Genomic DNA, 26,147 nt, shown 5'->3' with positions numbered 1-26,147 from the left:
GACGTGATGCGCCGGCGCGCCAGCCTGTTGCAGCGCCTGCACATCGACGGGATTCTCCTGCTGCTGTTGCTGATCCTCGGCGCCACCGGCCTGTTCGTCCTCTATTCGGCGAGCGGCAAGAGCTGGGACATGCTGATGAAGCAGGCCACCTCGTTCGGCCTGGGACTGGGCATGATGGTGGTCATCGCCCAGATCGAGCCGCGCTTCATGGCCCGCTGGGTGCCGCTGGGCTACCTGGTGGGGGTCGCGCTGCTGGTGGTGGTCGACGTGATCGGCCACGACGCCAAGGGGGCGACGCGCTGGATCAACATCCCCGGGGTGATCCGCTTCCAGCCCTCGGAGTTCATGAAGCTGCTGATGCCGATGACGGTGGCCTGGTACCTGTCCAAGCGCAACCTGCCGCCGGGGCTCAAGCACATGGTGATCAGCCTGGCGATCATCATCACCCCGTTCGTGCTGATCCTGAAACAGCCCGACCTCGGCACCGCCATGCTGATCCTCGCTTCCGGCGGCTTCGTGCTGTTCGTCGGCGGCCTGCGCTGGCGCTGGATCGTCGGCGCGGTGTCGGCGGCGGTGCCGATCGCAGTGGCGATGTGGTTCTTCATCATGCACGACTACCAGAAACAGCGGGTGCTGACCTTCCTCGACCCGGAAAGCGACCCGCTGGGCACCGGCTGGAACATCATCCAGTCTAAGGCGGCCATCGGTTCCGGCGGGGTATTCGGCAAGGGCTGGCTGCTGGGCACCCAGTCGCACCTGGATTTTTTGCCGGAAAGCCACACCGACTTTATCATTGCGGTCCTCGGCGAGGAGTTCGGCCTGGTCGGCGTCTGCCTGCTGCTGGTGCTCTACCTGCTGCTGATCAGTCGTGGCCTGGTGATCACCGCCCAGGCGCAGACGCTCTACGGCAAACTGCTGGCCGGTGGCATCACCATGACGTTTTTCGTTTATGTCTTCGTGAATATCGGTATGGTGAGCGGGTTGTTGCCGGTGGTGGGGGTACCGCTGCCTTTCATTAGTTATGGCGGAACTTCGCTGGTTACCCTGTTGTCAGGGTTCGGGGTTCTGATGTCGATCCATACCCATCGGAAGTGGATCGCCCAGGTTTGAGACCAAGAGTGAAGAACGCAATGCAAGTACTGCGTACATGGGCGGCCAGGGGCGTCCAATGGGTCGGCGTAGCCGGCGTCATTGGCCTGTCCGGGGCGGCCCAGGCGGGGGACTACGACGGCTCGCCGCAAGTGGCCGAGTTCGTCAGCGAAATGACCCGCGACTACGGCTTCGCCGGAGAGCAGCTGATGGGGCTGTTCCGCGACGTGAACCGCAAGCAGTCGATCCTCGATGCGATCTCGCGCCCGGCCGAGCGGGTCAAGCAGTGGAAGGAATACCGGCCGATCTTCATCAGCGACGCGCGCATCAGTCGTGGTGTCGACTTCTGGAACAAGCATGCCGAAGACCTGGCGCGGGCAGAGAAGGAATACGGCGTGCCGGCCGAGATCATCGTCTCGATCATCGGCGTGGAAACCTTCTTCGGCCGCAACACCGGCAGCTACCGGGTGATGGACGCGCTGTCCACCCTCGGCTTCGACTACCCGCCGCGGGCCGACTTCTTCCGCAAGGAGTTGCGCGAGTTCCTCCTGCTCGCCCGCGAACAGCAGGTCGACCCGCTCAGCCTGACCGGCTCCTACGCCGGCGCCATGGGCCTGCCGCAATTCATGCCGAGCAGCTTCCGCGCCTACGCGGTGGACTTCGACGGCGATGGCCACATCAATATCTGGAGCGACCCGACCGACGCCATCGGTAGCGTCGCCAGCTACTTCAAGCAGCACGGCTGGGTCACCGGCGAGCCGGTGGTCTCGGTGGCCGAGATCAACGACGAGAGCGCCGAGAGCGCGGTGACCAGGGGCGTCGACCCGACCATGAGCCTGGGCGAGCTGCGTGCCCGCGGCTGGCGCACCCACGATGCGCTGCGCGACGACCAGAAGGTCACGGCGATGCGTTTCGTCGGCGACAAGGGCATCGAGTATTGGGTCGGTTTGCCGAACTTCTACGTGATCACCCGCTATAATCGCAGCGCCATGTATGCCATGGCGGTTTATCAGCTGGCGGGCGAGATTGCCCGCGCGCGAGGTGCCCATTGAGCAAGCGTGTCCGCTCCTCCCTGATCCTGCCCGCCGTCTGCGGCCTCGGGCTGGCGGCCGTGCTGTTGAGCAGTTGCTCCAGCAAGGCGCCCCAGCAGCCGGCCAGGCAGGCGGGCATTTCCGGGCCGGGCGACTATTCCCGTCCGCATCGCGACGGCGCCCCCTGGTGGGACGTCGACGTGTCGCGGATCCCCGATGCGGTGCCGATGCCGCACAACGGTTCGGTGAAGGCCAATCCCTACACCGTGCTGGGCAAGACCTACTACCCGATGAACGATGCGCGGGCCTACCGGATGGTCGGCACCGCGTCCTGGTACGGCACCAAGTTCCACGGCCAGGCCACCGCCAACGGCGAGACCTACGACCTCTACGGCATGACCGCCGCGCACAAGACCCTGCCGTTGCCGAGCTACGTGCGGGTGACCAACCTGGACAACGGCAAGAGCGTGATCGTCCGCGTCAACGACCGCGGCCCGTTCTATTCCGACCGGGTCATCGACCTGTCCTTCGCCGCGGCGAAGAAGCTCGGCTATGCCGAGACCGGCACCGCGCGGGTCAAGGTCGAAGGCATCGACCCGGTGCAGTGGTGGGCCCAGCGCGGCCGGCCGGCACCGATGGTCCTGGCGCAGCCCAAGCAGGCGGTGGCCCAGGCCCCCGCTGCGACGCAAACTCAGGCGGTGGCGATGGCCCAGCCGATCGAGACCTACACCCCGCCGCCGGCGCAGCACGCGGCCGCCGTGCTGCCGGTGCAGATCGACTCAAAAAAAAACGCTTCATTACCAGCCGATGGCCTGTATCTCCAGGTGGGCGCCTTCGCCAACCCGGATGCAGCGGAGCTGCTGAAGGCCAAGCTGAGCGGCGTGACGGCTGCGCCGGTGTTTATCAGCTCGGTCGTACGCAACCAGCAGATTCTGCACCGGGTGCGGCTGGGACCGATCGGTTCGGCGGACGAGGTTAGCCGCACCCAGGACAGCATCCGCGTGGCCAACCTTGGCCAGCCGACGCTGGTACGCCCCGACTGAGCGCCTACTCACGCAGGGAATTCCCGCAAGGGATTGTTTGACCATTGGTAGAACCAGAGAGACGGATGAACATCACCACTATCGCGAAACGCTTGTCACTGCTTGTCCTGTTCATCGCCCCTACGGCTGGCTGGGCTGCTGAATCCATGGTTCCGGCGCCGCCGCAACTGGCCGCCAAGTCGTACGTCCTGATGGACGGAGAGAGCGGCCAGGTTCTGGTCGAGAACAACGGCGACCAGCGCCTGCCGCCGGCCAGCCTGACCAAACTGATGACCGCCTACATCGCCACCAAGGAGATCGAGGCCGGCCGCATCGGCGAGAACGACCTGGTCACCGTCAGCGAACATGCCTGGCGCACCGGCGGTTCGCGGATGTTCATCAAGGTCGGCAGCCAGGTATCGGTGAGCGACCTGCTGCATGGCATCATCATCCAGTCCGGCAACGACGCCAGCGTCGCCCTGGCCGAGCATATCGCCGGCAGCGAAGACGCCTTCGCCGACATGATGAACACCACCGCGCAGAAGCTGGGCCTGACCAACTCCCACTTCATGGACGCCACCGGCCTGCCCAACCCGGACCACTATTCCTCCGCCCGCGACATGGCGGTGCTGGCCCGCGCGATCATCTACGGCGAGCCGAGCCACTACGCGATCTACGCGCAGAAGGAATTCCTCTGGAACAACATCAAGCAGCCGAACCGCAACCTGCTGCTGTGGCGCGACAAGACCGTCGACGGCCTGAAGACCGGCCACACCGACGAAGCCGGCTACTGCCTGGTGGCTTCCGCGGTACGCGACGGCCAGCGCATGATCGCGGTGGTGTTCGGCACCAACAGCGAGCAGGCCCGCGCCGCCGAGACCCAGAAGCTGCTGACCTATGGCTTCCGCTTCTTCGAAAGCCGCAACTTCTACAAGAAGGGCACCGAGCTGACCAAGGGCCTGGTCTGGAAGGGTTCCGAGCATGAAGTGAAAGCCGGCCTCGCCGAAGACCTGACCATGACCCTGCCGCGCGGCCAGATGCAGAAGCTGCAGGCCAGCATGGTCCTGGAGCCGCAGCTGATGGCGCCGATCCAGCAGGGCCAGGTGATCGGCAAGGTGGAAGTGAAGCTGGACGACAAGGTCATCCGCAGCGCCGACCTGGTCGCCCTCAACGCCGTCGAGGAGGGTGGTTTCTTCCGCCGCCTGTGGGATAGCATCCGCCTGTTCTTCTACGGTTTGTTCAACTGACCGACCGGCGCCCGCCCGCTCACGAGGCCAGCGGGCGCCCGTCCCCGCGGACCACGGGTCCGCCGCCGCCATGACCGATACCCCTGACGTTCAACCCCCGAAAATCGAATTCCCCTGCGAGCGCTATCCGATCAAGGTGATCGGCGACGCCGGCGAAGGTTTCTCCGACCTGGTCGTGGAAATCATCCAGCGCCACGCGCCGGATCTCGACGTCGAGACCCTGGTGGTCCGCGACAGCAGCAAGGGGCGCTTCCTCTCGGTGCAGGTGCTGATCACCGCCACCGATGTCGACCAACTGCAAGCCATCCATAACGACCTGCGCGCGACCGGACGCGTGCACATGGTGCTCTGATGGGACTCGAGCTGGGCTTCCGTGAGCTCGGCGAGGTTCCCTACGAACCGACCTGGCATGCCATGCAGCGCTTCGTTGCCGAACGCGACAAATCGGTAATGGACGAAGCCTGGCTGTTGCAGCACCCTGCGGTCTTCACCCAGGGGCAGGCCGGCAAGGCGGAGCATGTGCTGTTCCCCGGCGACATCCCGGTGATCCAGGTGGATCGCGGCGGCCAGGTGACCTACCACGGCCCCGGCCAGTTGGTCACCTACCTGCTGCTCGATGTCCGCCGCCTGGGACTGGGCGTGCGCGAGCTGGTCAGCCGGATCGAGCAGAGCCTGATCGGCCTGCTGGCGTCCTATGACGTGCAGGCCGTGGCCAAGCCGGACGCGCCGGGTGTCTACGTCGACGGGGCGAAGATCGCCTCCCTCGGCCTGCGCATCCGTAACGGCTGTTCCTTCCATGGCCTGGCGCTGAACCTGGACATGGACCTGCGACCGTTCCAACGAATCAATCCCTGCGGCTACGCCGGGATGCCCATGACCCAACTGCGCGACCTGGTTGGGCCGGTGGATTTTGCCGAGGTGTGTACCCGATTGCGCGCTGAGCTCGTCTCACGCCTTGGCTACGCTGAACAGAAGACCCTTACGGGCGGGATCGAACTGACATGAGCACTGTTGTGGAGAAGTCCGGAGAAGCCAAGCCGGGCAAGGTGGAAGTCGGCGTGAAGCTGCGCGGCGCGGAAAAGGTCGCGCGGATTCCGGTGAAGATCATTCCCACCGAGGAACTGCCGAAGAAACCCGACTGGATCCGCGTGCGCATCCCGGTTTCCCCCGAGGTCGACCGCATCAAGCAACTGCTGCGCAAGCACAAGCTGCACAGCGTCTGCGAAGAGGCGTCCTGCCCGAACCTGGGCGAGTGCTTCTCCGGCGGCACCGCGACCTTCATGATCATGGGTGACATCTGCACCCGGCGCTGCCCGTTCTGCGACGTCGGCCATGGCCGGCCGAAGCCGCTGGACGTCGACGAGCCGACCAACCTGGCCATCGCCATCGCCGACCTGCGGCTGAAGTACGTGGTGATCACCTCGGTGGACCGCGACGACCTGCGCGACGGCGGTGCCCAGCACTTCGCCGACTGCCTGCGCGAGATCCGCAAGCTGTCGCCGGGGATCCAGCTGGAAACCCTGGTGCCCGACTATCGCGGTCGCATGGACATCGCCCTGGAGATCACCGCCAACGAGCCGCCGGACGTGTTCAACCATAACCTGGAGACGGTGCCGCGCCTGTACCGCTCCTCGCGGCCGGGCTCGGACTTCGAGTGGTCGCTGGACCTGCTGCAGAAGTTCAAGCAGATGGTTCCGCACGTACCGACCAAGTCCGGGCTGATGCTTGGCCTGGGCGAGACCGACGATGAGGTCATCGAGGTCATGCAGCGGATGCGCGAGCACGACATCGACATGCTGACCCTTGGCCAGTACCTGCAGCCGTCGCGCAACCACCTGCCGGTGCAGCGCTTCGTGCATCCGGATACCTTCGCCTGGTTCGCCGAGGAAGGCGAGAAGATGGGCTTCAAGAACGTCGCGTCCGGTCCGCTGGTGCGTTCGTCCTACCATGCCGACCAGCAGGCGCACGGCAACAAGATCGGCTGATCGACGCCGCGCCAATGCCTTCCGACGCCGCGTCCCTGCACAGGGACGCGGCGTTTTTCATTGGGCAGCCACGAAGCCTCTTCGGACGTAGGACGAACAACCGCTTGCGGTTATCCGCCGGCGCGTAGGTGAGTACCGTTTGCTCTCATCCCTGTGCGGTAACGAAGCGACTGCGCTGGCCGAGCTGCCGCACCGCCTCGATCAGTGCCTCGGCCGCCAGGCTGGGTTGGCGCGAGAAGGCGTAGAAACGCGCCTCCGGCAGCGTCGGAAAACCCTGTTCCGGGCCCAGTTCGCGCAGCCCCTCGCGCATCTGGCTGCGCGCCACCACCGTCACGGCGAAACCGGCCAGCGCGGCGGACAGGCAGCCGGCCATGCTGGCGCTCTCGAACACCAGGCGCCAGGGACGCGCAGCGGCGCCGAGGGCTGTAATCGCCGCTTCGCGGTAGACGCAGGGTTCGGGGAACAGCGCCAGCGGCAGCGGTTCGCCCACGGGCAGCTCGATCGCGGTCGCCGCGGCCCAGACCAGCGGTTCCTCCCAGAGCAGTTCGCCGTCGTCTCCGACCCGCCGGCACTGCTTGCCGAACACCACGTCGGTGCGCCCCTGGGCCTGCTGGCGGAGCAGGTCGGTGGTGATACCGACCTTGAGTTCGATGGATGCTTCGGGGTGCCAGCGGCGAAAGCGTTGCAGGACGCGTGGCAGCCAGGCGCTGGCGAAGTCCTCCGAAGCGCCGATGCGCAGGCGGTCGCGGATCGGCGTGCCGTGCAGCCTGGCGCGGGCCTCGCGCTCCAGCTCGACGATGTTGCGGGCATAGGCGTAGAGCGTCTCGCCCGCCTGGGTCAGCTCCAGGCGGCGGGTGGTGCGGCTGAGCAGGCTGACGCCGGCTGTCTGTTCCAGGCGCTTGATATGCCCGCTGACCGCGGAGGGAGTGAGCGCGAGATTGTCCGCGGCGAGGGCGAAGCCGCCACTGTCGACCACTTCGAGAAAGGTACGCAACAACACGATATCCAGGGATTGGGAGGTGGGGACGGCAAGCTCCATGAGGTCTTCCATTCATCTCGTTTCATGAATAGTAGACGCTAACTATTCATGAATCACCCTTGGCAAGCGTCCTAGGATGTCCCTTCGCTTTCTCTTGGAGAGGTCCGATGAGCCGCTATGCCTTCGTTTCCACCGATGTCCTGGATATCGCCTACCTGGAGTGGAATCCGCAGGGGGCGCGCAGCGCCGTCTTGTTGCACGGTTGGCCGGACAGCCCGCATGCCTGGGAAGACCTGGCGGAGTCCCTGGCGGACGCCGGCTATCGGGTGCTGGCACCAGCCCTCCGGGGATTCGCCCCGACCCGCTTTCGCGATGCGTCTACTCCGCGCAGCGGGCAACTGGCGGCTCTGGCTTGCGATCTGCTGGCATTCGTCGACGGCCTGGCATTGCAGCGTCCCCTGCTGGTCGGCCATGACTGGGGTGCCCGCGCGGTGGCCAGTGCCTGCGGACTGCGCGAGGGCTTCGCCTCGCACCTGGTGATGCTCTCGGTGGGGTACGCCAGCAACGATCCGCAGCAAGTTCTTTCCCTGCCGCAGGCCCGTAGCTTCTGGTACCAGTGGTTCATGGCCACGCCACGCGGCGAGCGCGCGCTGCGCGAGGAGGGCGAGGCGTTCGCCCGGCAGATGTGGGACACCTGGTCGCCGCCGGGATGGTATGCCGAGCGCGATTTCCAGGAGGCCGCCCAGGCCTTCTCCGGGCCGGACTGGGTCGCCGTGGTGCTGCACTATTATCGGCATCGCTGGGGCTTCGTCGCGGGGGAGCCGCGCTACGGGGCGGCGGAACAGCGCTTGCTCCCGGCACCGCGCCTGGCGCTGCCGACCCTGGTGCTGCACGGCGGCGCGGATGCCTGCACCCACCCCGACGGCTCCCGCGGACGCGAGCACTACTTCAGCGGGCGTTACCAGCGGCTGGTGCTGGAGGGCGTCGGCCATTTTCCGCAGCGCGAGGCGGCCACCCAGGTGGCGGACGCTATCCTGCGGTTCTGCGCGGATGACTAGGTTCTGGACGCCGCAGCGGCGGATAACGCCCATGGCGTTATCCGCCCTACGAACCGGTGTGCCGCGAGCGGTCGCGGCGGACGTGGGGTCGTAAGCTCCGCCGGCGGCCCTATGGCGTCCGCAGGCGGTCGAGCAGCGCCGGGGTCGGATAGCCGTCCGCCGGCCAGCCGAACTCCTGCTGGCAGGCGCGGATCGCCTTGCGCGTATTGGCGCCGATGATGCCGTCCACCGCGCCCGGATCGTGTCCGCGGGCGGCCAGTTGCCGTTGCAGCTCGATGCGCTGCGAGCGGCTCAGCGGAACATCCTCCAGTGGCCAGGCGCCGACTATCCGGCCGCCGCCCTTGAAGCTGTCGGCGAGCAGGCCGACGGCCAGGGCATAGGCACTGGAGTTGTTGTACTTGAGGATGGCGCGGAAGTTGTGCAGCACCAGGAAGGCCGGGCCGCGGTGCCCGGCCGGCAGCAGCAGCGAGGCCTGTTCGCCGGAGAGCCCGGAGGGCAGGGGGCCGCCGTTGACGCCTTGTACGCCCATCCCTTGCCACTCGCCCAGGGGCTTGCGGATGGTGAGTTCCGCCAGGGAATAGTCGAAGCCTGCCGGCAGGCGGACTTCGAACCCCCAGGGTTGTCCGGCGATCCAGCCGGAGGCTTTCAGGTAGTTGGCGGTGGAGGCCAGGGCGTCGCCGGGCGAGCCCCAGATGTCACGCTTGCCGTCGCCGTCGAAGTCCACGGCATACTGGTTGTAGGTGGTCGGGATGAACTGGGTCTGGCCCATGGCGCCGGCCCAGGAGCCGATCATGAAGGAGGCCGGAACGTCGCCGTGCTGGAGGATCTTCAGGGCGGCGAGCAACTGGGCGTGGGCGAATTCCGGGCGGCGTCCTTCATAGGCGAGGGTCGCCAGGGAGCGGATCACGTTCTTGTTGCCCATGTGCGAACCGTAGTTGCTCTCCATGCCCCAGATCGCCACCACCGCATCCGCATCCACCGCATAGCGCGCGTCGACTTCGCCGAGGATGCGCGCGTGCTGCGCCAGGCGCGCCTGGCCCTGGCGAACGCGCAGCGGATCGAGGGCGCCTTCCAGGTATTTCCATACCGGCCGGGTGAATTCCGGCTGGCTGCGGTCGGCTTCGACCACGGCGGGATCGGGCTCGACCCCGGCGAAGGCGCGATCGAAGGTCTGCGCATCGATTCCACCGGCCAGCGCCTGTTGACGGAAGGCGTCGCGCCACTGTTCGAAGCTCTGCCCAGGCTGGGCCTCGCTCGGCGCGCCAGCGGACACCGAGGCGGCCGGGCCGGCGCCGGTGAAGGGCGCCTTGGTCTGCAGGGGAGCGGCAGGCTGGTTGTATTCGATTATCGGGTTCTTCTGCGCGCAGGCACTGGAGAGGCCAAGCCCCATGGCGACGACGGTGCTGCCCAGCAGCCCGCTCACCTTCAGCAGGGCGGATCGTTCGGGGTTACGCATTGCTCTCCTCAGCAGGGTCCTCGGGACGGGCCACCTTAGCACGCCGGCCAGGACGCGTCTGCCGTCGTTGGACGCGCCGGCGGGGCCCCGGGTTCGCCAATGCGGTTCCATCGGCGTGGTGGATATCTTTCGACATAGGTTCGGTCAGTGTCGGGCGGCCAATGGTTTCGTCCGTATCGCTCCGCCGCCTGTCGAAGCCTCGCGGCGCACCCGAGTCGGGATCGGCGACGGGTCGCGCGGCATGCTCGAGGCCTTCGACTTCTTCTTCCTGGCCTTCGTTCTGCGCGACATAGCTACCCGCTTCGGCGTCGGCATCGAACGCCCGAGCCTGGTTCGTGCGCTGCAATGGCCAGAGGGTTGCCAGTCGGCCGCGCGGGATGTCGAGGCCGCGGATCATGATGGAGGAACCATTGGCTTTTCGCCCACCCCGAGGGGGCCAGGGCTTGCGCGCCGACGATAGTGTGCCCATGGGCGGCAGGCTGGCGGTGGGGTTGGTCTTGTCGACGGGCTTCGGGCGGGGTAGGCGGGGCGCGTGGGTGAGGAGGGCGTTGCGGGAGGATGGACCAGCGGCTGTTTCAGGCCGCCATAACGAAAGAAGCCTCCCAGTTACGGGAGGCTTCGCGGCGGTAGCTGCCTTTGCCTTTCTTCGCCTGTTCCTGGCGGCTGCGGAACAGTGGCTGGGCGACCAGGGATTTGGCCTTGTTCGGCCGCTTGCTTTTCTTTGCCATGGCAGAGGTCCTCGAAGGTGATCGGGCTGGCGCTCGCCAGCGCGCGCATCATCTGCCTGTCGCCGCGGATTGTCCAGTGCCGGTTGCGCCTTCAGGCTGCCGGCAGGCCGAGGCGCTGGCCGGCGAGGGTCAGGGCGAGAAGCGAGAGACCGCTCCAGGGGCTGCCGGGTGCCTGTCCCTTGATCTGCGCGTCGATCAACTGGGCATCCCGCAGCATCTGGTTCCAGCGGCTGCTGGAGTGGCGTTGCAGGGCACGGGTCAGCAGCGGACGGCGCTTGTCCCAGACCGGCGGACGCGCCTGGGCGAAGGCTTTCTCCAGCGGGATGCCCTGGCCGTATTGTTGGGACAGGCCAGCCAGCAGGCGGATCTCGCGGGCCAGGCCCCAGAGGATCACCGGCGGCTCGATGCCTTCGCCGCGCAGTCCTTCCAGGATGCGCAGAGCGTGGGCCGCTTCACCGCCAAGGGCCGCGTCGATCAGGCCGAAGACATCGAAGCGTGCGCTGTCGGCGACCGCGGCCTGTACGGTGGCGGCGTCGATCTGGTTGCCCTCGGCGAGCAGCTTGAGCTTTTCGATTTCCTGGGCGGCGGCGAGCAGGTTGCCTTCCACGCGCGCGGCGATCAGCTCCAGGGCTTCGGGGCTGGCGGACAGGCCGGCCTGGGACAGGCGCTGGCGAATCCACTGCGGCAACTGGTGGACGTCGACCGGCCAGACCTGGATGAACTGCGCGGCGTTGCCATCGATCAGGGCCTTGGCCCACTTGGTCTTCTGCGTGCTGCCATCGAGCTTGGGCAGGCTGAGCAGGAGCACGGTGTCTTCCGGCGGCCGTTGCAGGTATTCCTGGAGAATCGCCGCGCCTTTGTCGCCGGGCTTGCCGGAGGGCAGGCGCAGTTCGATCAGGCGCTTCTCGGCGAACAGCGACAGGCTGGCGCCGGCCTCCAGCAGCAGGCCCCAATCGAAGTTGGCTTCGGCATTGAATACCTGGCGCTCGCCGAAGTCGCGCTCGCGGCAGGCCTGGCGAATGGCATCGCAGGCTTCCTGGCAGAGCAGCGGTTCATCGCCGCTGACGACATAGACGGGCGCCAGGGGGCCCTGGAGGTGCTTGGCGAGTTGCGCGGGAGTCAGCTTCATAGGAGAAGACGGGGCCGGCGAAACCGGCCCCGGGGCATCACGGGGTGGGGAACTCGATCGGCGACTGCTGCGGCTCGGCGGCGCGGCGCTGGCGCTCCGCCTCGTCGGCGGCGCGCAGGGCTTCGGCTTCCGCCTTGGCCTTGGCTTCTGCCTGGCGCTGGGCTTCGTCGAGTTGCGCCGGGGTCAGCGTCTGGAGGCGCATGGACAACTGCTGGATCAGGTCGCGCCGCATCTCGCTGCGCAGCTGCGCGGCTTCCTGGTCGGAACCGATCAGGTTGTTTTCGTCGTGCACGTAGACCTTCTGCACCTGTACCTGGTTGCTCATCAGGACCAGGTCGTTGGCGCCGACGATCTCGTAGTTGATCGTGTTGGTCAGCTCGAACTCCGCGCCGCGCGCGGAACCGGTGTAGCTGACGGTGCGCTGCTGGTTGTCCTCGCGGACCAGCACCAGGTGGTAGGGCGCGTTGCTGGTGACCTTCACGCCGCTGTTTTCCAGGGTTTCCTTCAGTTCGCGCACGGTCGGGCCGTAGGCGTTGCGCGCGGACACGTCGATTTCCTTGAGCGCGAATTGCGCATCGCCCAGGCCGCGCAGTTGGAAGCCGCAGGCGGCCAGCAGGGTGGTCATACCGATCAGCGCGGCGCTGGTCAGGATACGTTTCATCAAGCTTCCCTCACTCCTGTTGATCAGCGCCCCCGGATGGCCGGGGGCGTCCAATGGAATCGCGTATCAGTTGGCGACGATGTTGACCAGTTTGCCCGGTACCACGATGACCTTGCGGATGCTCAGGCCTTCGGTGAAACGCAGCACGTTCTCGTTGGCGCGCGCGGCGGCCTCGACATCCTCGCGGCTGGCGCTGGCGGCCACGTCGATGTGCCCGCGCAGCTTGCCGTTGACCTGCACCACCAGTTGCAGGGTGTCCTGCACCAGTGCGCTCTCGTCGACGCTCGGCCAGCGCGCATCGATCACCGCTTCGGCATGGCCGAGCTGGCCCCAGAGCACGTGGCAGATGTGCGGAGTGATGGGCGCCAGCAGCAGGACCACGGTTTCCAGGCCTTCCTGGATCAGGGCGCGGTCCTGGGCGTCCTGGTTCGGCGCCTTCTCCAGCACGTTCATCAGGGTCATCACCGCGGCGATGGCGGTGTTGAACTTGTGGTGCTGGCCGACATCCTGGCTGGCCTGCCTGATCGCCAGGTGGATGGCGCGGCGGACCTGCTTCTGCGCGTCGTTCAGGGCGGCGACGTCCAGCGCGCCGGGGAGGCCGGCGCTGACATGGGCGTGAGCCAGGCGCCAGACGCGGCGGAGGAAGCGGTTGGCGCCCTCGACGCCGGCGTCCGACCACTCCAGGCTCATGTCCGGCGGCGAGGCGAACATCATGAACAGGCGGCAGGTATCGGCACCGTACTGGTCGATCATCGATTGCGGGTCGACGCCGTTGTTCTTCGACTTCGACATCTTCTCGGTGCCGCCGATCTCGACCGGCTGGCCGTCGCTCTTCAGGCGTGCGCCGACGACCTTGGCCTTGGCGTCACGCTCGACCTCGACGTCGGCCGGGTTGAACCAGTCCTTGCCGCCGTTGGCGGTGGTCCGGTAGTAGGTATCGGCGACCACCATGCCCTGGGTCAGCAGGTTCTTGAACGGCTCGTCGCTGCCGACCAGGCCCTCGTCGCGCATCAGCTTGTGGAAGAAGCGCGCATAGAGCAGGTGCAGGATGGCGTGCTCGATGCCGCCGATGTACTGGTCGACCGGCAGCCAGTAGTCGGCCGCCTTCTTGTCCAGCATGCCGCCTTCGAACTGCGGGCAGGCGTAGCGGGCGAAATACCAGGACGACTCGACGAAGGTGTCCATGGTGTCGGTTTCGCGCTTGGCCGGCTGGCCGCATTTCGGGCAGCTGCATTCGTAGAATTCCGGCATCTTCGCCAGCGGCGAACCGGAGCCGTCCGGTACCACGTCTTCCGGCAGCACCACCGGCAACTGGTCGGCCGGCACCGGGACGTCGCCGCAAGCCTCGCAGTGGATGATCGGGATCGGGCAGCCCCAGTAGCGCTGGCGGCTGATGCCCCAGTCGCGCAGGCGGAACTGGGTGCGCGCCTGGCCCAGGCCCTTGGCCTCGAGGTCGGCGCCGATGGCGTCGAAGGCGGCCTGGTAGCCGAGGTTGTCGTACTTGCCGGAGTTGACGGTGAGCACGGACTCATCCTTGGCGCCGTACCACTCCTTCCAGACGCTGGACTCGAAGTCGTCGTCGCCCTCGACCTTGGCGATCACCTGGCGGATCGGCAGGCCGTACTTGTTGGCGAACTCGAAGTCGCGCTCGTCATGGCCGGGCACCGCCATCACCGCGCCTTCGCCGTAGTTCATCAGCACGTAGTTGGCGACCCATACCGGCAGCTTGTCGCCGGTCAGCGGGTGTTCGACGAACAGGGAAGTGGCCATGCCTTTCTTCTCCTGGGTGGCGATGTCGGCTTCGGCGACGCCGCCGCGCTTGCATTCGTCGATGAACGCCTGCAACTGCGGGTCGTTCTGCGCGGCCTGGGTGGCCAGCGGGTGTTCGGCGGCGACGGCGACGTAGGTGGCGCCCATCAGGGTGTCCGGACGGGTGGTGAACACCTTCAGTTGGCCGGCGTGGCCGATGGAGGCCTGGTCGTAGGGGAAGCCGATCTCCATCCCGCGCGACTTGCCGATCCAGTTGCGCTGCATGGTCTTCACCTGCTCCGGCCAGCCGGGCAGGTTGTCGAGGCTCTCCAGCAGTTCCTCGGCGTAGGCGGTGATCTTGAAGTAGTACATCGGGATCTCGCGCTTCTCGATCAGCGCGCCGGAGCGCCAGCCGCGCCCGTCGATCACCTGCTCGTTGGCGAGTACGGTCTGGTCGACCGGGTCCCAGTTGACCGTGCCGTTCTTGCGGTAGATCACCCCTTTTTCGAACAGGCGGGTGAACAGCCACTGCTCCCAGCGGTAGTAGTCCGGCTTGCAGGTGGTGACCTCGCGGCTCCAGTCGATCGCCAGGCCGAGGCTGTCCAGCTGCGACTTCATGTAGGCGATGTTGTCGTAGGTCCAGGCCGCCGGGGCGACGTTGTTCTTCATCGCGGCGTTTTCCGCCGGCATGCCGAACGCGTCCCAGCCCATCGGCTGCAGCACGTTGCGGCCCTGCATGCGGTGGTAGCGGCTGATCACGTCGCCGATGGTGTAGTTGCGCACGTGGCCCATGTGCAGCTTGCCGCTCGGATACGGGAACATCGACAGGCAGTAGAACTTCTCCTTGTCGGGTAGCTCCCTGACGAGGAAGGACTGGTGTTCTTTCCAGTAGTTCTGGGCCTGGGTTTCGATCTCGAGTGGCTGATATTGCTCGTGCATGGCGCTACTTAGACGTGACTGTTCGAAAGCCTCGTAGCATACATGACCCCCACTCCTGTCGATAGCCCGCGCCGTTTGTCGCCGGGGGCGGTTCAGCCGAACGGGAACGCTAAGCTTGCCCTATGGACGGTCGATGGCTGGCTGCCCAGTGGTACCTTCAGAGGTGTTCGATGGCTGAGCTGCAACGCGCGAGTGTGACGGGAGGTGGGCTGTACGAGAGGCTGCTGCAGCGTCTCGCCCTGGCTCTGGATGAAGCGGATACGGCCGAGCGCCTGCGTGACGAGCATCCCACGGAGCTTGAGTTGCGTGGTTTGAGCGAAGCGGAGATGGGGCTGATACGCGCCTATCTCGACCAGGACCTGCACTGGTTGCGCGGCTGGCATGCGGCCGCCGAGGAGCTGGCGCTGCTCGAGCGCCAGCCCGGCAGGACACCCCGGCCGCCCCGGCCGCAACCGCCGGCGCCCCGTCGGCACGTCTCGTTGAAACAGCGGCAACTGCTCTGTGCGCTCTGCGGTGCGCCGGTGCAGTGGAGCAAGGGGCATGGCGTGTTGCCGTGCGGCCATTGCGGCTCGCAACTGTTCCGTTCGGGCAACGACCGCTAGGGTCTCCTTCCCGGAAGTTTCGCCAGGCGTCGCGCAATCCTTTAGATTGCCTCTTCCGACAGGGAGGGGGCGATGCCGATCCGTTATTTCTTCAAGCAACTGCTGCTGCCGCCGGGCGGCCTGTTGCTGCTGCTGTTTTTCGCTTTCTGGTGGCGCACCAGCCGACCGCGGCTGGCGCGGCTGTGCGGTGTCTGCGGGTTCTTCGGTCTGTGGCTGATGAGCATGCCGCTCAGCGTGGAGTGGATGGGGCGCTGGCTCGAAAGCGAACCGGCCCTACTGGCGGAGGATCTGCCGGGCCTGGCGCAGCGCGCCGACGCCATCGTCATCCTCGGTGCCGGCCGGCAGACCAACGACCCGGCCTGGGGCGACGATGCGCCGAGCCTGCTGGCGGCCGAGCGGCTGCGCTATGCCGCGCGGCTGGCCAAGACCTCGGCGCTGCCGGTACTGATCAGCGGCGGGTTGCATTACGGACGCCCGCCCAGCGAGGCGGCGCTGATGGCCAATGCCCTGCTGCAGGACTTCGGCGTGCCGACGCGCTGGCAGGAAGGTCTCAGCCGTACCACCTGGGAAAACGCCACCCTGAGCGCCCCGCAGTTGCGCGAGGCCGGCGTGCGCCGGGTGGTGCTGGTGACCCAGGCCTGGCACATGCAGCGGGCACGCTGGAGCTTCGAGCGCCAGGGGTTCGAGGTGATCCCGGCGCCGGTCGGCTTCCTCGGCGGGGCCAACCTGCGGCCCTTCGGCGGCTGGCTGCCGGAAGCGCAGGCCTTCTGGCAGAGCGGCATGCTGCTGAACGAGGCGATCGGCCTGGTCGGCTATCGCCTGTTCTACCGCTGAGACGCCACCGGCGCCGCAGGGGCGCCGGTCTTTCCAGGAGGGGCTGGCTTCAGCCGAACAGGCGTCGCTCCTGCGGGCGCAACTGGCGGCCGAGCAGAGCCCATAGCAGCAGCACGCCGGCCAGCCCGGCCAGCGGCCAGACGCGGTATTGCAGATAGGGCGTCAGGCCCTGCATGGGAATCACCTCGCCGCGCAGGATGCCCTGCTGGAACTGCGGGATCTGCCGGACGATCCGGCCATAGGGATCGATCAGGCCGGTGACGCCGTTGTTGGTCGCGCGGATCATCCAGCGACCGCTTTCCAGGGCGCGCATCTGCGCCATCTGCAGGTGCTGCAACGGGCCTATGGAAGTGCCGAACCAGGTGTCGTTGCTCACTGTCAGCAACACCTGGCTCTGCGCCGCGAGCGCGGCAGCGAACTCCGGGTAGACCACTTCGTAGCAGATGTACGGGGCGATCTCGTAGCCCTTGGCCTTGAGCAGCGGCTGGTCGGCCGGGCCGCGAGCGAAGTCGGACATCGGCAGGTCGAAGAAGGCGATCAGGCCGCGCAGCAGGTCCTGCAGCGGCACGTACTCGCCGAACGGCACCAGCTTCTGCTTGAGGTAGGTGCCCGCGCCTTCGCCGACCACGGTGATGCCGTTGAAGTAGCGACTCTTGCCGTCGGCGAGACGTTCGCGCACCGGGACCCCGGTGATCAGCGCGGCGTTCTTCTCGTCGGCGACCTGGCCCATGGCGCCGAGGTAGCCGCTGGCCATGTCCTGGAGAATCGGCACCGCGGTTTCCGGCCAGACGATCAGGTCGACGTCCTGCTGCGGCAGGCTCAGGTCGCGGTAGAGGTCGAGTTGCGCGCGGACCTGATTCGGGTCCCATTTCAGCTCCTGGGCGATGTTGCCCTGGATCGCCACTACCCTCAGCGGTTCGCCGGCCGAATGGGTCCAGGCGTGGCCCTTGAGATAGAGGCCGGCCGCCCACGGGCCGAGCAGCAGGACCAGCCCCAGAAGCAGGCTGGCACCGTGCGGGAAGAGGCGCGGCAGGTTCACCAGCAGGGCCGCGCTGAGGGCGATGACGAAGGAGGACAGCCATACGCCGCCCACCGGTACCAGCCCGGCCAGCGGTCCCTGCAACTGGCTATAGCCGGCGTAGAGCCAGGGGAAACCGGTAAGGAACCAACTGCGGAACAGCTCCAGTGCCAGCCACAGGGCGGCGAACGCCAGGGCGTCGCCCAGCGGCGCGTTGTCGCGGCGCAGGCAGCGCGCCCACAGCCAGGCCGGCAGGGCGAAGAAGAAGGCGACGCCGGCGGTGAAGCCGAGCATGAGGAGGCTTGCCAGCGGCACCGAGGCGGCGCCGTAGTCATGGATACTGACGTAGATCCAGCTGGTGCCGGCGCCGAACGCGCCGAAACCGTACCACCAGCCGCGCCACAGGGCGGACTTGCCGGGAAGGCCGCGCAAGCCGAGATAGAGCAGGGCGATCGAGAGGATCGCCAGCGGCCAGTAGTCGAAGGGCGCCAGGGCCAGGGGTGTGAGCGCGCCTGCGGCGAGTGCCAGCAGGTGTCCGGGCCAGCCGGGACGAGAAATCCAACGCATCGAATGTCCTTAGAGCCTGTTCAATGTCCGACTGCGCAGACCGGGGCCGCCTTCGGCTGCCGGACGGCAACGTCCGCGGCGACAGGGGAGTCTGGCGCAAGGCGCAAGAGTAAAGGAGGGGCTGGCGAGACGCCAGAAGGACGGCGCGGGAAGATGCCCCCTCCGCCGCGGCGGAGGGGGCGCGCTCAGTTCTGCAGGGGAGACAGGCGCAGCAGATGGACGCGGCGGCTGTCGGCGTTGAGTACGCGGAAACGGAACTCGCCCAGCTCGACCACTTCGTTGCGCTTGGGCAGGTGGCCGAAGGCGCTCATCACCAGGCCGCCCACGGTATCGAATTCCTCGTCAGAGAATTCCGAGCCGAAGAAGTCGTTGAAGGCGTCCACGGGGGTCAGCGCCTTGACGATGAAATCGCCGCTGGGCAGCGGCTTGATGTAGCTGTCCTCCTCGACGTCGTGCTCGTCCTCGATATCACCGACGATCTGTTCCAGCACGTCCTCGATGGTCACCAGGCCGGCCACGCCGCCGTATTCGTCGATGACGATAGCCATGTGGTTGCGGTTGGCGCGGAATTCGCGGAGCAGCACGTTGAGGCGCTTGGATTCGGGGACGAAGGTAGCCGGACGCAGCAGTTCCTTGATGTCGAAGGGACGCTCGTCGTTGTGCAGGATCAGTGGCAGGAGGTCCTTGGCCAGCAGTACGCCCATGACGTCGTCGAGGCTTTCGCCGACCACCGGGTAGCGCGAGTGGGCGGCTTCGATGATGGCCGGAAGGAATTCCTTCGGCGTCTGGGTCGAGCGGATGCTCATCATCTGCGAGCGCGGCACCATGATGTCGCGCACCTGCAGGTCGGCGACCTGGATCGCCCCCTCGACGATGGACAGCGCCTCGCTGTCCAGCAGCTTGTTGTCGTGGGCATCGCGCAGCAGCTCGAGTAGCTCCTGGCGGTTTCTCGGCTCGTGGGCAAAAGCCTGGGTGATCTTGTCCAGCCAGGACTTGTGCCCGTTGCTCGATCGGTCTTCGCTCATTTTTCCTTGCTCGGTGGCTCTTCGTCGTCGCAGGCGTACGGATCGGGATGACCCAGTTCCGCCAGCAATTCACGTTCCAGTGTTTCCATTTCTTCCGCTTCGGCGTCGTCGATGTGGTCGTAGCCGAGCAGGTGCAGGCAGCCGTGGATCACCAGGTGGGCCCAGTGGGCCTGCAACGGCTTGCGCTGTTCCAGGGCTTCGCGGGCGACCACCGGGGCGCAGATCACCAGGTCGCCGAGCAGCGGGATATCGAGAAGCTCGTCCGGGACATCGGCGGGGAAGGACAGCACGTTGGTCGCGTAGTCCTTGTGCCGGTAGGTGCTGTTCAGTTCCAGGCCTTCGGCCTCGTCCACCAGGCGGATGGTCAGCTCCGACTCCGGACGCTGGCGCAGGGCCAGTTCGCACCAGGCGCGGAACTGCGCTTCGGAGGGCAGGTCCGGGGCGGCGCTAGCGACCTGCAGGTCGAGCTCAAGCGGCATCGTGACCGCCCTTGCCCGTTCCCTCGACCGGCCGCACCTGGCCTTGCTGGCGGCTCTCGTGACGCTCGTAGGCTTCGACGATACGCTGCACCAGCGGGTGGCGGACCACATCCTTGGGCTTGAAGTGGGTGAAGCTGATGCCGGGGACGTCCTGCAGGACCTCGATCACGTGCTTGAGGCCGGAGCGGGTGCCGCGGGGCAGGTCGACCTGGGTGACGTCGCCGGTGATCACCGCGGTGGAGCCGAAGCCGATCCGGGTGAGGAACATCTTCATCTGCTCGACTGTGGTGTTCTGGCTCTCGTCGAGGATGATGAAGCTGTTGTTCAGCGTGCGCCCGCGCATGTAGGCCAGCGGCGCGACCTCGATGACGTTGCGCTCGATCAGCTTGGCCACGTGTTCGAAGCCGAGCATCTCGTAGAGCGCGTCGTAGAGCGGGCGCAGGTAGGGGTCGATCTTCTGCGACAGGTCGCCGGGAAGGAAACCGAGCTTCTCGCCGGCCTCGACCGCCGGGCGCACCAGCAGGATGCGGCGGATCTGCTCGCGCTCCAGGGCGTCGACGGCGCAGGCCACGGCGAGATAGGTCTTGCCGGTGCCGGCCGGGCCGATGCCGAAGTTGATGTCGTGGTCGAGGATCGCCTTGACGTAGCGCTGCTGGTTGGCGCCGCGCGGGCGGATGTGCGCCTTGCGCGATTTCAGGGTGACCTGCGGCGCGCTCTGCAATTCCTCGAGGTCTTCCAGGCCGGACTCCTGCAGGTACAGGTGCACGGTGTCGGGAGTGAGATCGGTGCCGCTCTGCGCCTCGCGGTAGAGACGCTGCAGCAGGCGTTCGGCAACCTTGGTCCGGCGCGGTTCGCCGGCCAGTTCGAACTGGTTGCCGCGGTTGCGGATCTCGATGTCGAGGCGTTTCTCGATCTGGTGGAGATGCTCGTCGAACTGCCCGCAAAGTGTCGCGAAGCTGCGGGCGTCGAACGGCTCGAGGATAAAGCGATGAAGTTCCTGGGGGGCGTTCAAGGTGTTCTGTCGTACTCGCCAGTGGCTGATTGATAGAGAAGAGAATAACCGCTGGATATCGTCGCGCAAAGTTGCCGTATCGCGGCGGCTCTTTCCCGGTTCCCGCTGAAACGTTGGTGCACCGTGGCGGCGGGAAGGTTCAGCGAGCCCGCCGTACGGTCGTCGGCCTCAATGCAGGGTGCTGTCGATCAGGGTGCCGCGCAGCGAGTGCGGCAGCGCGTCGTCGATGTGCACTTGGGCGAACTGGCCGATCAGGCGCGGATTGTCGCAGCGGAAGTTGACGATCCGGTTGTTCTCGGTGCGCCCCTGGAGCATGCCCGGGTCCTTCTTCGAGAAGTCGGTGACCAGGATCCGCTGGGTGCTGCCGACCATGCGCCGGCTGATCTCGTAGCCTTGCTGGTGGATGCGGCTCTGGAGGATCTGCAGGCGCTGTTTCTTCACTTCTTCCGGCAGGTCGTCGGCGAGGTCGGCGGCGGGCGTGCCGGGCCGCGCGCTGTAGATGAAGGAGAAGGAGAAATCGAAGCCGACGTCCTCCACCAGCTTCATGGTCTGCTCGAAGTCCTTCTCGGTTTCGCCGGGGAAACCGACGATGAAGTCGGAGCTGATGCAGATGTCCGGTACCGCGGCCTTCAGCTTGCGGATACGCGACTTGTATTCCAGCACGGTATGGTTGCGCTTCATCGCCGCCAGCACGCGGTCGGAGCCCGACTGCACCGGCAGGTGGATGAATTTCACCAGCTCCGGCACCTCGGCGTGGGCCTGGATCAGCGCGTCGGAGAATTCCAGCGGGTGCGAGGTGGTATAGCGGATGCGCTCGATACCGTCGACGGCGGCGACCACCCGCAGCAGTTCGGCGAAGTCGGCCAGGCGGCCATCGTGGGTCAGGCCGCGGAAGCCGTTGACGTTCTGTCCCAGTAGGGTGACTTCGCGGACGCCGTTCTCGGCCAGGTGGATCACTTCGGCGATCACGTCGTCGAATGGTCGGCTGACTTCCTCGCCGCGGGTGTAGGGCACCACGCAGAAGCTGCAGTACTTGCTGCAGCCTTCCATCACCGAGACGAAGGCGGTGGGGCCATCGACCCGCGGTTCCGGCAGGCGGTCGAATTTCTCGATTTCCGGGAAGGACACGTCGACCTGCGGCTTGCGCGTGCTGCGCGCGGCGTCGATCATTTCCGGCAGGCGGTGCAGGGTCTGCGGGCCGAAGACCACGTCGACATAGGGCGCGCGCTCACGGATCGCGGCGCCTTCCTGGCTGGCCACGCAGCCGCCGACGCCGATCACCAGGTCGGGATTCTGCTGCTTCAGCTCGCGCCACATGCCGAGCTTAGAAAACACCTTTTCCTGGGCCTTCTCGCGGATCGAGCAGGTATTGAGCAGGATGACGTCGGCCTCGGCGGCGTTTTCGGTCACCTCGAGGGCTTGGTGTTCACCGAGCAGGTCCGCCATTCGCGACGAGTCGTACTCGTTCATCTGGCAGCCGTGGGTTTCGATGAAAAGCTTCTTGGCCATGCGCTTCGTCGGACAGTTCGAAAAGGACCGCGCATTATAGAGGGCGGGGCCCCCGGTTCCTAGCGTTGCTGGCCGAAAGGCTGTGCTATGATTCGCGCCCTTCATTTTCCGGCATTGCTTTCCCCGCCATGAACAAGCGCGAAAACCCCATCTACAAGGTGATTTTCCTCAACCAGGGCCAGGTCTTCGAGATGTATGCCAAGCAGATCTACCAGAGCGATCTGTGGGGCTTCCTGGAAATCGAGGAGTTCGTCTTCGGCGAGCGCACCCAGGTGGTGGTGGACCCCAGCGAGGAGAAGCTCAAGGCGCAGTTCGAAGGCGTTCTGCGCAGCTTCGTGCCGATGCACGCGATCGTCCGCATCGACGAGGTCGAGCGCCTGGGTACGCCGAAGATCAGCGAGGCCAAGGGCGCGGGCAACGTCATGCCGTTCCCCATGCCGATGCCCGGCAAGAGCGACTGATTCGCGAAAGGGACGTCAGGGCAGCGGCGCGAAGGGCGTGACGCCGCCGGCAGTCTGCAGTTCGATCAGGTAGTTGCGGAAGATCTGCCCCAGCACCCGGGTGGCGATGTCCAGTTCGTCGCGGTTCATCTGCTCGGCTACCAGGTCGGCGCTGTCCAGGGCGTCCTCGGCGCCGTTCACCGCCGCCATCTTCAGCACGATGTAGGCCTGTACGTTGTTCGCCGGAACCCCTTCGCCACGGAAGAACATGGTGCCGAGGTGGTACTGGGCCTGGGCATGGCCCTGTAGAGAAGCTTTCTCGAACCAGTTGAGGGCGGCCTGGAGGTCGCGCGGGATGCGCTCGCCGTCGTAGAAGAATTCGCCCAGTTCGTATTGCGCCTCGGCGTCGCCGCCATTGGCGACCTGCTGGCAGGCGGCGAGCGCCTGTTGCAATTCTTCGGGAACGGTGTTCAGCGCGCAGCGGCCGGTCGCTGGAATCAGCAACGAGTTGCCTCCCGCCTGCGCGAGCAGCGGCTGGAGGATCAACAGGCAACCCAGGGCGAGGGTGCGGCCGGTACGGAACATGAGGGGAAGACACCTCCTGGATCGGGGCGGGCAAGGGCTGCCCGGCCAACGAAATGCGCTGACCCTCACATTATGAAATAAGCCGACGCCTCCTTACAAAGTCTTTACTGTCTTTTCGGGAACTTTGTCGGCGCGTTTATGCATTTCGGCTAGGAAGGCGTTCCGGCGGGGTGGAGGGCGGCGCCCGGGAAGGGCGCCGCGAAGAGGGTCATTTCAGCGCGGCGAAGGCTTTTTCGGCGGCGTTCAGCGTGATTTCCAGCTCCTTGTCGCCATGGGCGATGGAGGTGAAGCCGGCCTCGAAGGCGCTAGGCGCAAGGTACACGCCACCGTCGAGCATCAGGTGGAAGAAGCGCTTGAAGCGTTCGACGTCGCTGGCCATCACGTCCTCGAAGGTGACGATGGCGTCGGCACCGCTGAAGTACAGGCCGAACATGCCGCCCGCCTGGGTGGTGACGAAGGGGATGCCGGCGGCGTCCGCGCGCTGTTGCAGGCCGTCGAGCATGCGCGTGGTGTAGGCGGTCAGTTCGTCGTGGAAACCGGGGCGGCTGATCAGGCGCAGGGTGGTCAGCCCGGCGGCCATCGCCAGCGGGTTGCCCGAGAGCGTGCCGGCCTGGTAGACCGGGCCCAGTGGGGAAATCTGCTGCATGATCTCGCGCTTGCCGCCGAAGGCGCCCACCGGCATGCCGCCGCCGATGATCTTGCCGAAGGTCGACAGGTCCGGGGTGACCCCGTAGTAGGCCTGGGCGCCGCCGAGGGCGACACGGAAGCCGGTCATCACTTCGTCGAAGATCAGCACCACGCCGTGTTCGTCGCAGGCTTCACGCAGGCCTTCGAGGAAGCCCGGCGCCGGCGGCACGCAGTTCATGTTGCCGGCAACCGGCTCGACGATGATGCAGGCGACCTCCTTGCCGACTTCGCCCAGGGTCTTGCGCACCGCCTCGATGTCGTTGAACGGCAGGGTCAGGGTGTGCTTGGCGAAGGCCGCCGGAACGCCCGGGGAGTTCGGCACGCCGAAGGTCAGGGCGCCGGAGCCGGCCTTCACCAGCAGGCTGTCGGAGTGGCCGTGGTAGCAGCCTTCGAACTTGATGATGCTGTCGCGCCCGGTGTAGCCGCGGGCCAGACGGATGGCGCTCATGGTCGCCTCGGTGCCGGAGCTGACCATGCGCACCATCTCCATCGACGGCACCATGGAGCAGACCAGGTCGGCCATTTCCACTTCCAGCGCGGTCGGCGCGCCATAGGACAGACCGTGGTCGAGCTGCCGGCGCACCGCGTCGAGCACGTCCGGATGGCTGTGGCCGAGGATCATCGGGCCCCAGGAGCCGACATAGTCCACGTAGCGCTTGTCGTCCTCGTCCAGTACATAGGCGCCTTCGGCGTGCTTGAAGAACAGCGGGGTGCCGCCGACGCTCTTGAAGGCGCGCACCGGGGAGTTGACCCCGCCGGGAATGTGTTTCTGGGCGTTGTTGAACAGCGTTTCGGAACGGGACATGGCTAGCTCTCTATCTCTCGGGCGAGGCGCGGAGGCGTCAGGCAGGTTCGAACAGGGCGCTGAAGGCGCGGGCGCGGCGTTCCACCTCGGCGGCGGACGCGGCGGCGAACAGCGCATGGATCACGGCGACCAGATCGACGCCGCGGGCGATCAGACCGGGCGCGGTATCGAGGCTGATGCCGCCGATGGCGGTGATCGGCAGGTGCAGGCGCGGCCGGGCCTGGTCGAGCAGTTCGACGCTGGCGGCGGGGGCGCCGGGTTTGGTGCTGGAATTGAAGAAGCGGCCGAAGGCGACGTAGCTGGCGCCCTCGGCCACCGCCTGCTCGGCCAGTTCCAGTTGGGCGTGGCAGGTGGCGCCGATGATCGCCTGGCGGCCGAGCAGGGCGCGCGCCGCCGACAGCGAACCGTCGGTCTGGCCGAGGTGCAGGCCGACGCCCAGGCGCGCGGCGAGTTCGGCGTCGTCGTTGACGATCAGCTGCGCGCCGTAGCGTTCGCAGAGTTCGCGCAGGCTTTCCGCCTCGCGCAGGCGCCGCGCCTGGTCGCTGGATTTGTCGCGGTATTGCAGCAGGCGCGCGCCGCCGCGTAGCGCGGCTTCGACGTAGGGCAGCAGGCGGCCGTCGTCCAGTAGCTGGCTATCGGTGATGGCGTACAGGCCGCGCAGTTTCATCGGCTGGCTCTCAGTGACAGAAGTCGGTGGGCAGGCGGCGCGGCACGTATTGGCCGTGGCCCGGACTCTCGGCGTCGCGCAGGGTCCGCCAGGTGTAGTCGAGGGCGCTCTGTACGGCGCCGTGCAGCGCTTCGCCGAGGGCGATGCGACCGGCCAGGGCGCTGGCCAGGGTGCAGCCGGAGCCATGGTAGCTGCCGGGCAGGCGCTGGCAGGTGAAGGTGCGGCGGCTGCCGTCGCGGCTGTACAGGCGATTGTGCACTTCGCTTTCGTCGCCGTGTCCGCCGGTGATCAACAGGTGCTCGCAGTGTTCCAGCAGGCGCTCGGCGCACTGGTCGGCGCTGCCCTCGGGCAGGTCGGCGAGCAGGCGCGCTTCCGGCAGGTTCGGCGTGGCGATGGTGGCGCGCGGCAGCAGCCGCTCGCGCATGGCGAAGCCGACGTCGCCCTTGCCCAGCGCACCGCCGCCGCCGGCGCGCAGCACCGGATCGCAGACCACCGGCAAGTGCGGGTGGGCGGCGAGGATCTCGGCCACCGTGTCGACCATCTCCAGCGAACCGAGCATACCCAGCTTGACCGCCGCGACGGGCAGGTCGGCGAGTACGGCGTTGGCCTGGGCCAGCACCCACTCGCGGTCGAGGACGCGGAAGTCGCTGACGTTGACGGTGTCCTGCACGGTCAGCGCGGTGACCGCCGGGGCGGCGTGGCAGCCCTGGGCGAGCAGGGCTTCGATGTCGGCTTGCAGTCCGGCGCCACCACTGGGATCGTGACCGGACAGGCAGAGCACTACGGGGCGGGAAGTCGGTGTTTTCATGGCGCGTGAGCTTACCACTAAAAGCGCTTCGTGGCG

At 66.7% G+C, this 26,147-nt stretch carries 27 protein-coding genes; 11 read left to right on the top strand and 16 right to left on the bottom strand.

Going from position 1 to position 26,147, the window contains the following annotated elements:
• The first annotated feature begins 6 nt into the window (after positions 1-6).
• The 7 genes from rodA to lipA all read left to right on the top strand — a co-directional run bounded on the left by rodA (position 7) and on the right by lipA (position 6,374).
• A complete protein-coding gene (rodA, locus tag LT948_RS23890; protein WP_003114090.1) occupies positions 7-1,110 on the top strand; it encodes a rod shape-determining protein RodA in 1,104 nt (367 codons plus the stop codon).
• Between the two features lie 8 nt (positions 1,111-1,118).
• Positions 1,119-2,141, top strand: a complete 1,023-nt coding sequence (mltB, locus tag LT948_RS23885; RefSeq protein ID WP_003132500.1) for a lytic murein transglycosylase B — start codon at positions 1,119-1,121, stop codon at positions 2,139-2,141.
• Positions 2,138-3,163: a septal ring lytic transglycosylase RlpA gene (gene rlpA / locus LT948_RS23880; protein WP_003093184.1), complete on the top strand. Its 1,026-nt coding sequence runs from the start codon at positions 2,138-2,140 to the stop codon at positions 3,161-3,163. The genes mltB and rlpA overlap by 4 nt, the downstream gene beginning before the upstream one ends.
• 65 nt (positions 3,164-3,228) lie before the next feature.
• Complete coding sequence (locus LT948_RS23875; protein ID WP_003093182.1) at positions 3,229-4,389, top strand: D-alanyl-D-alanine carboxypeptidase family protein; 1,161 nt, start codon at positions 3,229-3,231, stop codon at positions 4,387-4,389.
• 70 nt (positions 4,390-4,459) lie between these two features.
• Positions 4,460-4,741, top strand: coding sequence for a DUF493 domain-containing protein (locus tag LT948_RS23870; RefSeq protein WP_003100311.1), 282 nt, complete (start codon positions 4,460-4,462; stop codon positions 4,739-4,741).
• A complete protein-coding gene (gene lipB, locus LT948_RS23865) occupies positions 4,741-5,394 on the top strand; it encodes a lipoyl(octanoyl) transferase LipB (protein ID WP_003093177.1) in 654 nt (217 codons plus the stop codon). The genes LT948_RS23870 and lipB overlap by 1 nt, the downstream gene beginning before the upstream one ends.
• Positions 5,391-6,374 carry a lipoyl synthase gene (gene lipA, locus LT948_RS23860; protein ID WP_003119196.1) on the top strand — a complete coding sequence of 328 codons (984 nt, stop codon included), beginning with the start codon at positions 5,391-5,393 and terminating at the stop codon, positions 6,372-6,374. Before lipB ends, lipA begins: the two co-directional genes overlap by 4 nt.
• 145 nt (positions 6,375-6,519) lie before the next feature.
• Here the strand turns inward: lipA and LT948_RS23855 are convergent, their stop codons facing one another.
• Complete coding sequence (locus LT948_RS23855) at positions 6,520-7,413, bottom strand: LysR family transcriptional regulator (RefSeq protein ID WP_003132503.1); 894 nt, start codon at positions 7,411-7,413, stop codon at positions 6,520-6,522.
• Between the two features lie 107 nt (positions 7,414-7,520).
• Here LT948_RS23855 and LT948_RS23850 point away from each other — a divergent pair, with 107 nt between their 5' ends.
• Complete coding sequence (locus LT948_RS23850; RefSeq protein WP_003132505.1) at positions 7,521-8,411, top strand: alpha/beta fold hydrolase; 891 nt, start codon at positions 7,521-7,523, stop codon at positions 8,409-8,411.
• 109 nt (positions 8,412-8,520) lie between these two features.
• On the opposite strand, the gene LT948_RS23845 is transcribed toward LT948_RS23850, so the two are convergent.
• The 6 genes from LT948_RS23845 to leuS form a co-directional block, all read right to left on the bottom strand.
• Positions 8,521-9,867 (bottom strand): lytic murein transglycosylase, encoded by a 1,347-nt coding sequence (locus LT948_RS23845; RefSeq protein WP_003132508.1) that lies wholly within the window; start codon positions 9,865-9,867, stop codon positions 8,521-8,523.
• The gene (locus LT948_RS23840; RefSeq protein WP_021265261.1) at positions 9,860-10,264 is read right to left on the bottom strand and encodes a hypothetical protein; all 405 of its coding nucleotides are present in this window, start codon (positions 10,262-10,264) and stop codon (positions 9,860-9,862) included. Before LT948_RS23840 ends, LT948_RS23845 begins: the two co-directional genes overlap by 8 nt.
• 178 nt (positions 10,265-10,442) lie before the next feature.
• Positions 10,443-10,595 carry an alternative ribosome-rescue factor A gene (gene arfA / locus LT948_RS23835; protein ID WP_003093169.1) on the bottom strand — a complete coding sequence of 51 codons (153 nt, stop codon included), beginning with the start codon at positions 10,593-10,595 and terminating at the stop codon, positions 10,443-10,445.
• Between the two features lie 91 nt (positions 10,596-10,686).
• A complete protein-coding gene (holA, locus tag LT948_RS23830) occupies positions 10,687-11,724 on the bottom strand; it encodes a DNA polymerase III subunit delta (RefSeq protein WP_003132512.1) in 1,038 nt (345 codons plus the stop codon).
• Between the two features lie 37 nt (positions 11,725-11,761).
• On the bottom strand, positions 11,762-12,385 hold the full coding sequence (locus LT948_RS23825; RefSeq protein ID WP_003110380.1) for an LPS-assembly lipoprotein LptE: 624 nt from the start codon (positions 12,383-12,385) through the stop codon (positions 11,762-11,764).
• Between the two features lie 66 nt (positions 12,386-12,451).
• Positions 12,452-15,073 (bottom strand): leucine--tRNA ligase, encoded by a 2,622-nt coding sequence (gene leuS / locus LT948_RS23820; RefSeq protein ID WP_003110381.1) that lies wholly within the window; start codon positions 15,071-15,073, stop codon positions 12,452-12,454.
• A 170-nt stretch (positions 15,074-15,243) separates the two neighbouring features.
• Between leuS and LT948_RS23815 the strand changes: the two genes are divergently transcribed.
• The gene (locus LT948_RS23815) at positions 15,244-15,675 is read left to right on the top strand and encodes a hypothetical protein (protein ID WP_003137702.1); all 432 of its coding nucleotides are present in this window, start codon (positions 15,244-15,246) and stop codon (positions 15,673-15,675) included.
• Positions 15,676-15,747: 72 nt separating this feature from the next.
• Positions 15,748-16,509: a YdcF family protein gene (locus LT948_RS23810; RefSeq protein WP_003093163.1), complete on the top strand. Its 762-nt coding sequence runs from the start codon at positions 15,748-15,750 to the stop codon at positions 16,507-16,509.
• A gap of 49 nt (positions 16,510-16,558) precedes the next feature.
• Here LT948_RS23810 and lnt read toward each other — a convergent pair whose 3' ends face one another.
• From lnt to miaB, 5 genes are all read right to left on the bottom strand, one after another.
• Positions 16,559-18,094 (bottom strand): apolipoprotein N-acyltransferase, encoded by a 1,536-nt coding sequence (lnt, locus tag LT948_RS23805; RefSeq protein WP_003119200.1) that lies wholly within the window; start codon positions 18,092-18,094, stop codon positions 16,559-16,561.
• A gap of 185 nt (positions 18,095-18,279) precedes the next feature.
• Positions 18,280-19,119 (bottom strand): HlyC/CorC family transporter, encoded by an 840-nt coding sequence (locus LT948_RS23800; RefSeq protein WP_003093161.1) that lies wholly within the window; start codon positions 19,117-19,119, stop codon positions 18,280-18,282.
• Entirely contained in the window at positions 19,116-19,598 is a 483-nt protein-coding gene (ybeY, locus tag LT948_RS23795) for an rRNA maturation RNase YbeY (RefSeq protein WP_003093160.1), read from the bottom strand. Before ybeY ends, LT948_RS23800 begins: the two co-directional genes overlap by 4 nt.
• Positions 19,588-20,610, bottom strand: a complete 1,023-nt coding sequence (locus LT948_RS23790) for a PhoH family protein (RefSeq protein ID WP_016253013.1) — start codon at positions 20,608-20,610, stop codon at positions 19,588-19,590. The genes ybeY and LT948_RS23790 overlap by 11 nt, the downstream gene beginning before the upstream one ends.
• Positions 20,611-20,778: 168 nt before the next feature.
• Positions 20,779-22,119: a tRNA (N6-isopentenyl adenosine(37)-C2)-methylthiotransferase MiaB gene (miaB, locus tag LT948_RS23785; protein WP_003093158.1), complete on the bottom strand. Its 1,341-nt coding sequence runs from the start codon at positions 22,117-22,119 to the stop codon at positions 20,779-20,781.
• Positions 22,120-22,247: 128 nt separating this feature from the next.
• Here miaB and LT948_RS23780 point away from each other — a divergent pair, with 128 nt between their 5' ends.
• Positions 22,248-22,580, top strand: coding sequence for a DUF1820 family protein (locus tag LT948_RS23780; RefSeq protein ID WP_003093157.1), 333 nt, complete (start codon positions 22,248-22,250; stop codon positions 22,578-22,580).
• A 15-nt stretch (positions 22,581-22,595) separates the two neighbouring features.
• On the opposite strand, the gene LT948_RS23775 is transcribed toward LT948_RS23780, so the two are convergent.
• The 4 genes from LT948_RS23775 to LT948_RS23760 form a co-directional block, all read right to left on the bottom strand.
• Positions 22,596-23,144, bottom strand: coding sequence for a tetratricopeptide repeat protein (locus LT948_RS23775; RefSeq protein WP_003093155.1), 549 nt, complete (start codon positions 23,142-23,144; stop codon positions 22,596-22,598).
• 208 nt (positions 23,145-23,352) lie between these two features.
• Entirely contained in the window at positions 23,353-24,636 is a 1,284-nt protein-coding gene (gene hemL / locus LT948_RS23770) for a glutamate-1-semialdehyde 2,1-aminomutase (RefSeq protein WP_003093150.1), read from the bottom strand.
• 37 nt (positions 24,637-24,673) lie between these two features.
• The gene (gene thiE, locus LT948_RS23765; RefSeq protein ID WP_023085572.1) at positions 24,674-25,303 is read right to left on the bottom strand and encodes a thiamine phosphate synthase; all 630 of its coding nucleotides are present in this window, start codon (positions 25,301-25,303) and stop codon (positions 24,674-24,676) included.
• Between the two features lie 10 nt (positions 25,304-25,313).
• A complete protein-coding gene (locus LT948_RS23760; protein ID WP_003100335.1) occupies positions 25,314-26,111 on the bottom strand; it encodes a hydroxymethylpyrimidine/phosphomethylpyrimidine kinase in 798 nt (265 codons plus the stop codon).
• Between the last annotated feature and the right edge of the window lie 36 nt (positions 26,112-26,147).

This window comes from Pseudomonas sp. CP-1 (assembly GCF_021213715.1).
Taxonomy (GTDB): domain Bacteria; phylum Pseudomonadota; class Gammaproteobacteria; order Pseudomonadales; family Pseudomonadaceae; genus Pseudomonas; species Pseudomonas aeruginosa.
The sequence above is the reverse complement of the archived record's forward strand: the minus strand, read 5'-3'. Positions and strand labels throughout refer to the sequence as shown.